The sequence below is a fragment of the Aquipuribacter nitratireducens genome (assembly GCF_037860835.1).
GTDB classification, from domain to species: Bacteria; Actinomycetota; Actinomycetes; order Actinomycetales; family JBBAYJ01; genus Aquipuribacter; species Aquipuribacter nitratireducens.
Genome location: NZ_JBBEOG010000003.1, coordinates 143,375 through 155,145, shown reverse-complemented (window position 1 = coordinate 155,145; position 11,771 = coordinate 143,375). Strand labels below are relative to the sequence as shown.

At 75.5% G+C, this 11,771-nt stretch carries 13 protein-coding genes; 7 read left to right on the top strand and 6 right to left on the bottom strand.

Translation table 11 applies throughout. The features are described 5' to 3' along the window. The first annotated feature begins 109 nt into the window (after window positions 1–109). Window positions 110–1,048, top strand: coding sequence for a hypothetical protein (locus WAB14_RS06990; RefSeq protein ID WP_340268788.1), 939 nt, complete (start codon window positions 110–112; stop codon window positions 1,046–1,048). Between the two features lie 67 nt (window positions 1,049–1,115). On the opposite strand, the gene WAB14_RS06985 is transcribed toward WAB14_RS06990, so the two are convergent. The 6 genes from WAB14_RS06985 to WAB14_RS06960 are packed head-to-tail and all read right to left on the bottom strand — an operon-like array spanning window position 1,116 to window position 6,328. Further along, a complete protein-coding gene (locus WAB14_RS06985; protein WP_340269163.1) occupies window positions 1,116–1,766 on the bottom strand; it encodes an acVLRF1 family peptidyl-tRNA hydrolase in 651 nt (216 codons plus the stop codon). Between the two features lie 7 nt (window positions 1,767–1,773). Next, window positions 1,774–2,103 (bottom strand): metal-sulfur cluster assembly factor, encoded by a 330-nt coding sequence (locus WAB14_RS06980; RefSeq protein WP_340268786.1) that lies wholly within the window; start codon window positions 2,101–2,103, stop codon window positions 1,774–1,776. Between the two features lie 10 nt (window positions 2,104–2,113). Next, window positions 2,114–2,872, bottom strand: coding sequence for a Fe-S cluster assembly ATPase SufC (gene sufC, locus WAB14_RS06975; RefSeq protein ID WP_340268784.1), 759 nt, complete (start codon window positions 2,870–2,872; stop codon window positions 2,114–2,116). A gap of 44 nt (window positions 2,873–2,916) precedes the next feature. Then, window positions 2,917–4,167: a Fe-S cluster assembly protein SufD gene (gene sufD, locus WAB14_RS06970; RefSeq protein ID WP_340268782.1), complete on the bottom strand. Its 1,251-nt coding sequence runs from the start codon at window positions 4,165–4,167 to the stop codon at window positions 2,917–2,919. Next, window positions 4,164–5,618: a Fe-S cluster assembly protein SufB gene (sufB, locus tag WAB14_RS06965; protein ID WP_340268780.1), complete on the bottom strand. Its 1,455-nt coding sequence runs from the start codon at window positions 5,616–5,618 to the stop codon at window positions 4,164–4,166. The genes sufD and sufB overlap by 4 nt, the downstream gene beginning before the upstream one ends. Beyond that, window positions 5,615–6,328 carry a helix-turn-helix transcriptional regulator gene (locus WAB14_RS06960; RefSeq protein ID WP_340268778.1) on the bottom strand — a complete coding sequence of 238 codons (714 nt, stop codon included), beginning with the start codon at window positions 6,326–6,328 and terminating at the stop codon, window positions 5,615–5,617. Before WAB14_RS06960 ends, sufB begins: the two co-directional genes overlap by 4 nt. Window positions 6,329–6,494: 166 nt before the next feature. Between WAB14_RS06960 and WAB14_RS06955 the strand changes: the two genes are divergently transcribed. The 6 genes from WAB14_RS06955 to WAB14_RS06930 all read left to right on the top strand — a co-directional run bounded on the left by WAB14_RS06955 (window position 6,495) and on the right by WAB14_RS06930 (window position 11,712). Then, window positions 6,495–7,481, top strand: a complete 987-nt coding sequence (locus WAB14_RS06955; RefSeq protein ID WP_340268776.1) for an ABC transporter ATP-binding protein — start codon at window positions 6,495–6,497, stop codon at window positions 7,479–7,481. Next, entirely contained in the window at window positions 7,478–8,248 is a 771-nt protein-coding gene (locus WAB14_RS06950; protein WP_340268774.1) for an ABC transporter permease, read from the top strand. Before WAB14_RS06955 ends, WAB14_RS06950 begins: the two co-directional genes overlap by 4 nt. 150 nt (window positions 8,249–8,398) lie before the next feature. Further along, the gene (locus tag WAB14_RS06945; protein WP_340268772.1) at window positions 8,399–9,211 is read left to right on the top strand and encodes a DUF4397 domain-containing protein; all 813 of its coding nucleotides are present in this window, start codon (window positions 8,399–8,401) and stop codon (window positions 9,209–9,211) included. 104 nt (window positions 9,212–9,315) lie between these two features. Beyond that, window positions 9,316–10,131, top strand: coding sequence for a class F sortase (locus tag WAB14_RS06940; RefSeq protein WP_340268769.1), 816 nt, complete (start codon window positions 9,316–9,318; stop codon window positions 10,129–10,131). A gap of 98 nt (window positions 10,132–10,229) precedes the next feature. Continuing rightward, on the top strand, window positions 10,230–10,874 hold the full coding sequence (locus tag WAB14_RS06935) for an RNA polymerase sigma factor (RefSeq protein WP_340268767.1): 645 nt from the start codon (window positions 10,230–10,232) through the stop codon (window positions 10,872–10,874). Beyond that, window positions 10,858–11,712 carry an anti-sigma factor domain-containing protein gene (locus WAB14_RS06930; RefSeq protein WP_340268765.1) on the top strand — a complete coding sequence of 285 codons (855 nt, stop codon included), beginning with the start codon at window positions 10,858–10,860 and terminating at the stop codon, window positions 11,710–11,712. Before WAB14_RS06935 ends, WAB14_RS06930 begins: the two co-directional genes overlap by 17 nt. Window positions 11,713–11,771 lie beyond the last annotated feature (59 nt).

Below are 11,771 nucleotides of genomic sequence, written 5' to 3'. Positions count from 1 at the left end.
TGGGACGCCGTGGCCGCGGTCGTGTCCACACGGCAGAGAGAGGCGCGTCGTCCACAGGCGGGCGTCCACGCACCACGGGAGTCCGCGCCAAGACGGCGACCCTCGGGCCGTGGACGCACGCCAGCTGAGCAGCGAGCCCTTCCGGACCAGCGCCGCAGCCGGCCTCGAGACACCGGACGCGCTCCGGGGACCCCGCTACCGCCAGGTGCTCCACGGGGCGGTGCAGTCGTCGGCGCTGCCCCTCACGCACGGCGCCAGGGTCCGCGCCTTCCGCGCCGTCGACGGCGACGACCACGTGCTGCTCGGCCCGAGCGCGGCGTGGGCGCTGGGGGCACGCTTCGCCGAGCCGAGCGAGCCTGTCGTCGTCGGGATGGACCGTCCGCACCGCATCCGCCGGCGCGCCGAGGTGGTCCCGCACCTCGCCACCCTGCGTCCGGAGGAGGTCGTGAGCACCGCCTGGGGGCTCGCGACGGGCGCGTCCCGCACAGCCTTCGACCTCGCGCGGGCGACGGGGACGCCCGAGGTGCCGCACGACCTCCGCGTCGCCCGGGTGGACGCGGTGCTACGGGCGACGGGGCTCCCGCTGCACGAGGTCCGTGACGACCTCGTCCGCTGGCGCAGCCTGCGGGGCCTGCGGTCCGCGCGCGACGTGCTCGCCGACGCCGCGGACGGGGTCGACTCCTTCCGGGAGACCCGGCTGCGCCTGCTCGTCGTCCGCGCAGGGCTGCCTCGTCCCCGTACGCAGTGCCCGGTCGTCCTCGACGGGCGTCGGATCGCCCGGCTCGACCTCGGCTGGGAGGAGCTGCGGGTGGGGTGCGAGTACGACGGCGCGGTCCACGACGAGCCTCGCCAGTACGCCGTCGACCGCGCCCGCCACAACGAGATCCGGCTGGCCGGGTGGCGGGTGCTCCAGGTGGACCGCGTCATGATGCGGAGACCGAGCAGGGTCGTCGACGCCCTCGTCACCCTCATGCGTCAGCAGGTGGCCGCCGGACTGGGACCTCCGCACGGCGACTGGGACGTCCTCGGGCTCAGCAGTGCCCGCTGAGCCCGAAGACGTCCCACTCGACGACAGGACGTCCCGGTCCGGGCGACGTTACGTCCCGAGTCACGCCTCAGGCGTCGTGGACCGTGACGCGGACCGCGAGCACGCGCTCGGCGAGCTCGTCGAGGTCGGCGCGGCGGGGCTCCCCCACCTCGAGCGGGCCGAGCCTCGGCAGCGCGGCGGCGGGCGAGCCGTCGAGCACGCCCTCCACCAGGGCCCGGTCGCCGGCGACGGCGACCGCCACGGGCCCCACCGGCAGCGCCGCCCCGAGCACCTGCCGCAGCACGGCACCGGCGTCGCGGGCGAGCTTGTCGGTCTGGTTGCCGCGGCGCCGGGCGAAGCGCTGCTGCGACCAGCCACCGGCCGCGGTGGTTCCCTGCACGTACCGTCGGCCGACCTTCCCCGCGAGCACGCGCCCGTCGCGGACGACCGCGACCCCGTACCCACCGCGTCGAGCGGCCACCACGAGCAGGGGCACCGACGCGGCCGCGTGGGCGGCGAGGTGGGCGGAGACGACCGACGGGTCAACCGGGTCCGCCGCCGACGACCAGCCCTCCGGACGCAGGAGACGCAGGTGCGCCTGCCCGCCCTCGTCGGGGACGAGCAGCAGCCCGTCGGCGACCGCGCGGGCGACGACGCGCCCGTCGCGCGCCGCGACGTACCGGTCGACCCAGCCGGTCACCCGGCCGGGTGCGACCTCGAGGAACCGGCTCCCGCTCAGCCGCTGGTCAGACGTTGAACGAGAGCGCGCGCAGCTGCTCGCGGCCCTCGTCGGTGATCTTCTCCGGGCCCCACGGCGGCATCCACACCCAGTTGATGGTCGCCGAGGCCGCGAGCGGCGCCAGGGCGTTGCGCGTCTGGTCCTCGATGACGTCGGTGAGCGGGCACGCCGCGCTCGTCAGCGTCATGTCGAGGACGACGTTGCGCTGCGGGTCGACGTGGATGCCGTAGACGAGGCCGAGGTCGACGACGTTGATGCCGAGCTCGGGGTCGACGACGTCCCGCATCGCCTCCTCGACGTCGGCGACGTCGACGGGGGTGTCCGGGGTCTCGCTCATGGTCGCCTCCTCAGGCGCTGGCGGTGACGAAGCGGTCGTAGCCCTCGTTCTCGAGGCGCTCGGCGAGCTCGGGCCCGCCCTCCTCCGCGATGCGGCCGTCGACGAAGACGTGGACGAAGTCCGGCTGCACGTAGCGGAGGATCCGCGTGTAGTGGGTGATGAGGAGGACGCCGAGGCCGAGCTCGGAGCGGACGTCGTTGACGCCCTCGCTCACGACGCGGAGCGCGTCGACGTCGAGCCCGGAGTCGGTCTCGTCGAGGATGGCGATCCTCGGCTTGAGGAGCTTCATCTGGAGGATCTCGTGGCGCTTCTTCTCGCCGCCGGAGAACCCCTCGTTGACGTTGCGCGCGGCGAAGGAGGAGTCCATCTTCAGCCCCTCCATGGCCTCGCGGACCTCCTTCACCCAGTGCCGGAGCACGGGCGCCTCGCCGGTGACCTCGGTCTTGGCGGTGCGGAGGAAGTTCGACACCGACACGCCTGGGACCTCGACCGGGTACTGCATGGCGAGGAAGAGCCCGGCGCGGGCCCGCTCGTCGACGGTCATCTCGAGGACGTCCTCGCCGTCGAGCAGGACGCTGCCGCCCGTCACCTCGTACTTCGGGTGCCCGGCGACGGAGTAGGCGAGCGTCGACTTGCCGGAGCCGTTGGGGCCCATGATCGCGTGGGTCTCCCCCGAGCGGACCGTGAGGTCGACGCCCTTGAGGATCTCCTTCGCCTCGCCGTCGGCGGTGACGCTGACGTGCAGGTCGCGGATCTCGAGTGTGGTCATCGTGGTGGTGTGGTCCTCTGCGTGTCGGGCCGGGCTCGGGTGGCTCAGGCCGGGGTGGTGGGGAAGGTGTCGGGCGTCACGGCGAGGGCCTCGTCGGACAGCCGGCGCTCGACGACGTCGAGCAGACGGGTCTCGACGGCCTCGATGCCGATCTTCTGGAGGATCTCGGCGAAGAAGCCGCGGACGACGAGCCGGCGCGCCTGGAGGGGCCGCATGCCGCGGGCCATGAGGTAGAAGAGCTGCTCGTCGTCGAAGCGACCGGTCGCCGACGCGTGGCCCGCGCCCTCGATCTGCCCCGTCTCGATCTCGAGGTTCGGCACCGAGTCGGCGCGGGCCCCGTCGGTGAGCACGAGGTTGCGGTTGAGCTCGTACGTGTCGATGCCCGTCGCCTCGGCCCGGATGAGGACGTCGCCGACCCACACCGTGTGCGCGCCGTCGCCCTGGAGGGCCCCCTTGTACTGCACGTCCGACGTGCACGTCGGCTGGCTGTGGTCGACGAAGAGCCGGTGCTCGAGGTGCTGCCCGGCGTCGGCGAAGTACAGCCCGAGGCACTGCGAGCTCGCGCCGGGCCCGGTGAAGTCGACGTTGACGTCGAGGCGCACCGCGCTACCGCCGAGGCTGACGGCGATGTGGCGGAACGTCGCGTCGCGACCGAGGACGGCGTCGTGCTGCCCGACGTGGACGGCGGTGTCGTCCCACGACTGCAGGGAGACGACCGTGACGTCGGCGCTGTCGCCGACGCGGATGCCGACGGTCCCGCCGAAGGTGGCGTCGCCGGTGTGGTCGAGGACGACGGTGGCCCTGGAGAACGCGCCGACGTCGACCACGAGGTCGACCGCCCCGCGCCCGCCCGCGCCGACGAGGTCGACGAGCACGGGCGCCGTCAGCGCCGTCTCGGCCGGCACCTCGACGGTCGTGCGGACCGCGGCGCCGGCCGCGGCGACCGCCGCCGCCCGGTCGCCCGGGCGCACGAGGCTCTCCTCGGCGGAGTGCTCGCGGACGACGACCGAGGAGTCCTCGCTGCGGACGTCGACGCGCACCGCGTCGGGCCGGCCGTCGGCGACGGGCTCGAACAGCGGGCGCACCCGGCTGAGCGGCGTGAAGCGCCACTCCTCCTCGCGACCGGTCGGGACGGGGAACGCCTCGACGTCGCGCGAGCGCGTGCGGTCGGCCCGGCTGACGTCGGGGACCTTCGCGTCGAGGACGGAGCGGACGCTGTCGCGCGTGACCTCCGGAGCGGCGCCGCCGAGGGCCTCGGCGACCTGGGGTGCTCCTGACATGACCTCCGTCGTCACCCGACGGCCCCTTCCATCTGCAGCTCGATGAGCTTGTTCAGCTCGAGGGCGTACTCCATGGGCAGCTCCCGCGCCACGGGCTCGATGAACCCGCGGACGATCATCGCCATCGCCTCGCTCTCCGGCATGCCGCGCGACATGAGGTAGAAGAGCTGGTCCTCGCTCACCTTCGAGACCGTCGCCTCGTGGCCCATCCGCACGTCGTCCTCGCGGACGTCGACGTACGGGTAGGTGTCGGAGCGGCTGATCTGGTCGACGAGGAGGGCGTCGCACAGCACGGTGCTCGCGCTGTGGTGGGCGCCCTCGAGCACCTGCACGAGGCCGCGGTAGGACGTGCGCCCGCCGCCGCGCGCGATCGACTTCGACACGATCGAGCTCGACGTGTGGGGCGCGGCGTGCACCATCTTGGCGCCGGCGTCCTGGTGCTGGCCCTCGCCCGCCATCGCGATCGACAGGGTCTCGCCGCGGGCGTGCTCGCCCATGAGGAAGACCGCCGGGTACTTCATCGTGACCTTGGAGCCGATGTTGCCGTCGATCCACTCCATGGTGGCGCCGGCCTCGGCGACCGCGCGCTTGGTCACGAGGTTGTAGACGTTGTTCGACCAGTTCTGGATGGTCGTGTAGCGGACGCGGGCGTTCTTCTTCACGACGATCTCGACGACCGCGGAGTGCAGGGAGTCCGACTGGTAGATCGGCGCCGTGCAGCCCTCGACGTAGTGAACGTAGGAGCCCTCGTCGGCGATGATGAGCGTGCGCTCGAACTGACCCATGTTCTCGGTGTTGATCCGGAAGTAGGCCTGGAGCGGGATCTCGACGTGGACGCCCGGCGGCACGTAGATGAACGACCCGCCCGACCACACGGCGGAGTTGAGCGCGGCGAACTTGTTGTCGCCGACGGGGATGACGGAGCCGAAGTACTCCTTGAAGAGCTCCGGGTGCTCCTTGAGGCCCGTGTCGGTGTCGAGGAAGATGACGCCCTGGCGCTCGAGCTCCTCGTTGATCTTGTGGTAGACGACCTCGGACTCGTACTGCGCGGCGACCCCGGCGACGAGGCGCTGCTTCTCGGCCTCGGGGATGCCGAGGCGGTCGTACGTCGCCTTGATGTCCTCGGGCAGGTCGTCCCACGTGGCGGCCTGCTTCTCCGTCGACTTCACGAAGTACTTGATGTTGTCGAAGTCGATGCCGGACAGGTCCGAGCCCCACGCGGGCATCGGCTTGCGCCCGAACATGGTGTGGCCCTTGAGGCGCAGCTTGAGCATCCACTCGGGCTCGCCCTTGCGGGCGGAGATGTCGCGGACGACCTCCTCCGACAGGCCACGACGCGCGCTCGCGCCCGCGGTGTCGGGGTCCGCCCAGCCGAACTGGTAGCGACCGATGGTCTCGAGCTCGGCCTGCGTGGCCTCCGGGACCGGCGAGCCGGTCGGCTGCGAGGTCTCGGGGTGCGTGGTCATCGGGTGTCCTTCCTGAGGGCAGGCGTGGGGACGAACGTGGTGCAGACGTGCTCGCCGTGGGCGATGGTGGCCAGTCGCTGGACGTGGACCCCGAGGAGCTCGGAGAACACGCGCGTCTCGGCCTCGCACAGTTGGGGGAAGCGCGCGGCGACCGCGTGCACGGGACAGTGTCCCTGGCACAGCTGGACACCGCCCACCGGGGACGCCCCGCCCGGTCGGGCGAGCGGGGACACGGCGACGGTACGGGCGCTGGCGGCGAAGCCGTCCTCCGACAACGCCCGGGCCAGGGCCCGGGCGCGCTCGCGGGGGTCGGGTCCGGCGGCCTCGACGAGGGGGCGGTAGCGGGCGGCGAGGTCGCCGAAGCGGTGCTCGGCGAAAGCCCGCACCGCGGGCTCCCCCAGCTGCTCCGCGAGGTACTCCAGGGCCGACACGGCGAGCTCGTCGTACAGCCCGGGCGCCTGCGCCTGGCCCCGCTCCGTGGCGACGTAGACCCGGGCCGGTCGACCCCGGCGACCGGTGGCGCGCGCGGAGCGGGCCTCGATGAGCCCGTCGTCGGTGAGCGCCTCGAGGTGCCGCCGGACGGCCGCGGGCGTGACGCCGAGCCGCGAGGCGAGCGCCGCCGCCGAGACCGGGCCGTGCTCGAGGACGGCCGCGAACACTCGCTCGCGCGGGGTCTCGGCATCACGCACGGCCGCGTGGGCCTCGTGCACGCCGGGACCGTCCTGCGTCATTTGCACACAGCGATTGTGACGTAATTCCGGTGGGATCTCCAATCGCGCGGGACTGCAGCGTGTCCGCACCGGCGGGCGCGTCCGCCCGGGTGGCCGCCAAGTCCACCCGGACGGGCGCGGGCAGGGCGGACCGTACGATCGTGACGTGCCCGACACCGCCGCCGCCGTCGTCGTCGACGGCGTCGGGCGACGCTTCCGCGGCCGGCGCGGCAGCGGCCCGGTCGTGGCGCTCGACGGGGTCGACCTGCGGGTCCACGCCGGCGAGGTGGTCGCGCTGTGCGGCCCGAACGGGGCCGGCAAGACCTCGCTCCTCGACTGCGTCACCGGCATGCGGCGCCCCGATCTCGGCCGGGTCCGGGTGCTCGGCCACGACCCGTGGTCCGCGGACGCCGCCGGCCGCGCCAGGACGGGCGTGGTGCTGCCCGACCTCGGCCTGCCCGCCGCGGCCCGTGCGGCGGAGGTGCTGCGCCACCACGCGGCGCTGCACCTGCACCCGCGCCCCGTCCCGGAGCTGCTCGGGCTCCTCGGCCTCGACGAGGTCCGCGACCGCGGCATCCGCCGGCTGTCGACGGGACAGCGGCAGCGGCTCGCCGTCGCGTGCGCCCTCGTCGGCCGTCCGGACGTCCTCGTCATGGACGAGCCGACCGCCGCCCTCGACCCGGAGGGCCGCCGCGCCGTGCTCGACGTCGTGGCGGCGGCCGCCGCCGGCGGGACGGCCGTCCTGTGGTCGTCGCACACCCTCGCCGACGTCGAGCGCGCCGCCGACCGGGTCGTCGTGCTCCACCGCGGTCGCGTCCTCGCCGACGGACCCCCCTCGGAGGTGACCGGGGAGGAGGTCGTCCGCTTCGAGGCCCCGCCGGGCAGCCCGACCGCCGGCCTGCTCGCCGCCCTCGGGCCCGGCGCGCGGCTGGAGGAGGTCGTCCCCGGTCGGTTCGAGCTGCGGGGCGCGGGTGCCGCGGAGGAGCTCGTGAGCATCGCGGCGTGGCAGGCCGGTCACGGGGCGCGCGGCGGCATCACGGTCGGACGGCCGTCGCTGGAGGACCTCGTGCTGCGGCTCGCCGACGACCCCGGCGCCGTCCCCGGCGCCACCCCGGTCGCACGGCCACGGACCACCGCCAGGGAGCCCGCGTGAGCACGACGACACAGGCGCCGGCCACGGGGCCCGCGCCGCTGCGACGCCGTGTGCTCGCGCAGGCGGGCTGGGACCTGCGGGCCGTGCTCCGCAACGGCGAGCAGCTCCTCGTGACGTTCGTGCTCCCGCTCGGGGTGCTCCTCGGGGTCGCCCGCACCGGGGTGCCCGACCTGTCTCCCCTGCCGCAGGGGCAGGCCGCCTGGGCGGGGGCGCTCGCGGTCGCGGTCGTGTCGTCCGCCTTCACGGGGCAGGCGATCGCGTTCGGCTTCGACCGGCGCGCCGGCGTCCTGCGCCTGCTCGCGACGACGCCGCTCGGGCGGGGCGGTCTCCTGGCGTCACGCTCCCTCGGGGTGCTCGCCGTCGTCGCGCTCCAGCTCCTCGTGCTCACGACGGCTGCCGCCGTCCTCGGCGTCCCGCCGGGCCCCGCGGCGGTCGCGGCGGCGCTGCCGGCCCTCGTCCTCGGCACGGTGGCCTCCCTCGCCGCCGGCCTGCTCCTCGCCTCCCTCGTGCGCGCCGAGGCCGTCCTCGCCCTCGCGAACCTCGCGTGGGTTCTCGTCCTCGTCGGCGGGGGGCTCGTGCTGCCCGTCGCCGGGGTCCTGCCGGACCCGCTCGCGACGCTCGTCGCGTGGTCGCCCACCGGCGCGCTCGGGGAGGCGCTGCGCACGGCGGCCGTCGACGCACGGGTGGCGTGGGGCCCGCTCGCGGCGCTCGCGGCGTGGTCGCTCGTCCTCGCCTGGGCGGCGCGGCGCCTCCTGCGCTGGGACTGACGCGGCCTGCGGACGACCGTCCGGCGATCGGGCGGCGGGTGCATCCACCTCGCGGTGTGCGCCGGAAGAGGGGGTGTCAGTGACCGACGAGGTCACCGGCGGGTGCCCTCGGGGACACCTCGCCGGCCGACACCGACCGAAGGGACCCACATGCGGACCATCCTCGCTGCCACCGGTGCAGCGCTGCTGCCCCTCGCCTTCGCCGCGCCCGCCGCGGCGTCCGGCTCCGGCGACGCCCAGGTCGCCGTCTTCCACGGCGTGCCCGGCCTGACCGTCGACGTCTACGCCAACGGCGACGTGCTGCTCGAGGACTTCGAGCCCGGCACCATCACCGACCCCCTGACGCTTCCCGCCGGTTCCTACGACCTCGCGGTGTACCCGGCCGGGGCCGACCCCGAGGCCGACGACGCCGCGATCGAGCAGACCGCCGAGGTGCCGGCCGGAGCCAACGTCACGGTCGCCGCGCACCTCGACGAATCCGGCGCCCCGGTCCTCACCCCGTTCGTCAACGACACCTCCGAGGTGGCCGCGGGCGAGGGCCGCCTGACGGTCCGCCACACCGCGGCGGCGCCCGCCGTCGACGTCCTCGCCGGAGGCGACCCGGTCTTCACCGGGCTGACCAACCCGAACGAGGAGACCGCGGACCTGCCCGCCGGCACGGTCGAGGCGGCCGTCGCGCTCGCCGGCACGACCGACCCGGTGCTCGGGCCGGCCGACGTCGACGTCGCCGAGGGCGTCAACACCATCGTCTACGCCTACGGCTCCGCCGAGGAGGGCACCCTCGACCTCGCCATCCAGACGATCAGCGGCCTCGGGAGCAGCCCGTCCGGTGTCCCGTCCGGCACCGGCGGCCTCGTGTCCGACGCCTTCCCGTGGCAGCTCGCCGTCGTCGGCGCCCTCGGCGCCGGTGCCGTCGTGCTCCTCGGCGGGCGCGCGGTCGCCGCTCGCTCGGCCCGCGACTGACGGGTCCTACCCTCGTGCCGCCCGTCCCACCGGGGCGGGCGGCACGTCCCCCCTGACGTCTCCCTCACGTCCCCCTCAGTTTTGCCACCGTCCGGAGGACGACCGTGACCGGCTCCACCGACCGCCCGGACGGGCGGACCGACCGCCCGCTGCCGACGGCTGCCGGCGCCTCCCGCGCGACGGGGCTCCGCTGGGCCGCCGTCGTCGTCGTGGCGCTCGCCGTCGGGCTCGCCGGGCCCGTCGGGTGGTGGGTCACCCGCCCCGACCCCCAGGCCGGGGCGACGCTGGCCGAGGTCCGTGCGGGTGGGGGCACGGCCGCGGACCCGGTCCCCACCGGGGAGCCGGTCCCGTCGGCGTCGCCGGCCCCGGCCGCGCCGTCCGCGCCCGTCCCGGACCGCACCCCGGCCTTCGGCGAGGTCACCGTCCGCGACGCCGGGCTCGCGGCGGCCCGGGCGGAACGCGACCCCGATCCCGTGCACCTCACGATCCCCGCGCTCGACGTCGACGCCGCGGTGGAGGCCGTGGGGGTCGAGGACGACGGTTCCATGACGATCCCCGCCGAGATCGCGTCCGTCGGCTGGTACCGCTGGGGCGCCGCGCCGGGCGCCGACTCGGGCAACGCGGTCCTCGCCGGTCACGTCGACGCCGCCGGCGAGGGCCCGGGCGCGCTGTTCCCCCTCCGCGAGGTCGCCGTCGGCACCGTCGTCACCGTCACCGACGAGGCCGGGGAGCAGCACGCGTACGAGGTCGTCGGCCGGGAGACCATCACGAAGTCGGTGCTCCCCGTCGACGAGATCTTCGCCCGCGACGGCGACCACGTCCTCGTCCTGGTGACGTGCGGCGGCCCCTTCCAGCCGGAGCTGCGCAGCTACCGCGACAACGTCGTCGTGACCGCCGTGCCCGTCGGGGACGGCGCGTGACCGCCGTGGCGACGCGGCGGTCGGCGGGGCGGTCGGCGGGTCGGCCGCCGTGCGGCTCCGGGATGTCCCACCGCCCCGCCCCGCCTAGCCTCGTGCTCGTGGAACCCGTGCCCTCGCACCGCCGCGACGCCGGGCACCGGGGGAACGCGGCCGACCGTCCCGTGGCTCCCGGACCCGACCACCCCGAGACCTGCGACGACGAGACCCTCGCGCTCGCGTTCGCCGCAGGGCACGAGTGGGCGCTCGCGGAGGCCTACAGCCGGTGGGCCGGCCTCGTGCACGGCATCAGCCTGCGCGCGCTCGCCGACCGGCAGGACGCCGAGGACGCCACCCAGCAGGTCTTCGTCCGCGCGTGGCGTGGTCGCGAGACGTTCGACGCCCGCCGGGGCACCATCGCGGGCTGGCTCATCGGCATCGCGCGGCACGTCTGCGCCGACACGTGGCAGCAGCGAGCCCGTCTCGCCCGGCAGCACGAGGCCGCCCGCGCCGCGGTGGGGCCCGAGACCGTCCCCGCGTCCTCGCTGCCCGAGCAGGCGGTCGAGCGCCTCACGGTCCTCGAGGCTCTCGACGGCGTCGACCAGCCGGCGCGCGGCATCGTCGAGCTCGCGTTCTTCCACGACCTCACGCACAAGCAGATCGCGGACCGCCTCGGCATGCCGCTGGGCACCGTGAAGAGCCACATCCGGCGCACCCTGCTGCGGCTGCGCGACTCGCTGGAGGTGGCGCGTGCGGCCACACCCTGACGAGGGGACCCTCGCGCTGCACGCTCTCGGCGAGCCCGCCCTCACGGCGGAGGACGCCGAGCACGTCCGCACGTGCGCGACCTGCCGCGTGACGGTCGAGGAGCTGGCCCGCACCGTCGACGTCGTCCGCGGCCCGCGGGCCCGCGACCTCGACCCCGTCCCCGTCCCCCCTCACGTGTGGCAGGGCGTCGCCGCCGAGCTCGGGCTCGGCGCCGGCACGGTGCCCCGACCCGACCACGGACCCGACCCCTCCCCCGTTCCCGACGCGGGCGCGAGCGCCCCGGCCGTGCCCCCGGCGCCGCGACGCGACGACGAGCTCGCGGTCCGGCGGCGCACGGGCGGCCGCGGCCGGCGGGTCGGCCCGTGGGCGGTCGCAGCCGCCGCGGCCGTCGGTGTCGTGGTGGGCGCGGTCGGTGTCGTGGCCGCGCGGGGGCTGCCGGGCGGAGCCGGTGCGCCGGGACCGGGCGGCGACGCCGCCGTCCTCGCGGCCGCCGACCTGGAGGAGTTCGGCGCGGGCGCGGGCTCGGGAGCCGCGGGCCTCGCCCGCCTCGTCCAGCCCACCGGGGCGCCCGGGCCCGTCCTCCAGGTGTGGCTCGACGGCCTGCCCGACACCGGTGACGACTTCCTCGAGGCGTGGCTCATCGACCCCGACACCGGGGCGATGGTGTCGCTCGGACCGGTGGTCCCCCAGCAGCCAGGGGACGCGACGGCGGACCTCACGGTGCCGAGCGGGCTCGACGTGGGCCGGTTCGCCCTCGTCGACGTGTCGGCGGAGCCGACGGACGGCGACCCGACGCACTCGGGCGCGAGCCTGCTGCGCGGCGCCCTCGAGCTCTGAGCGCGCCGGGGCCGGAGCAGCCGGGGCGGTCGGGGCGCTCCGACGGGTCCGACCCGCAG

What these genes read in the sequence shown, in the direction of transcription:
- sufC (WP_340268784.1), bottom strand. Translation starts at nt 2,872, where the DNA reads ATGACCACACTCGAGATCCGCGACCTGCACGTCAGCGTCACCGCCGAC.
- WAB14_RS06945 (WP_340268772.1), top strand. Translation starts at nt 8,399, where the DNA reads ATGCGGACCATCCTCGCTGCCACCGGTGCAGCGCTGCTGCCCCTCGCC.
- sufB (WP_340268780.1), bottom strand. Translation starts at nt 5,618, where the DNA reads ATGACCACGCACCCCGAGACCTCGCAGCCGACCGGCTCGCCGGTCCCG.
- WAB14_RS06980 (WP_340268786.1), bottom strand. Translation starts at nt 2,103, where the DNA reads ATGAGCGAGACCCCGGACACCCCCGTCGACGTCGCCGACGTCGAGGAG.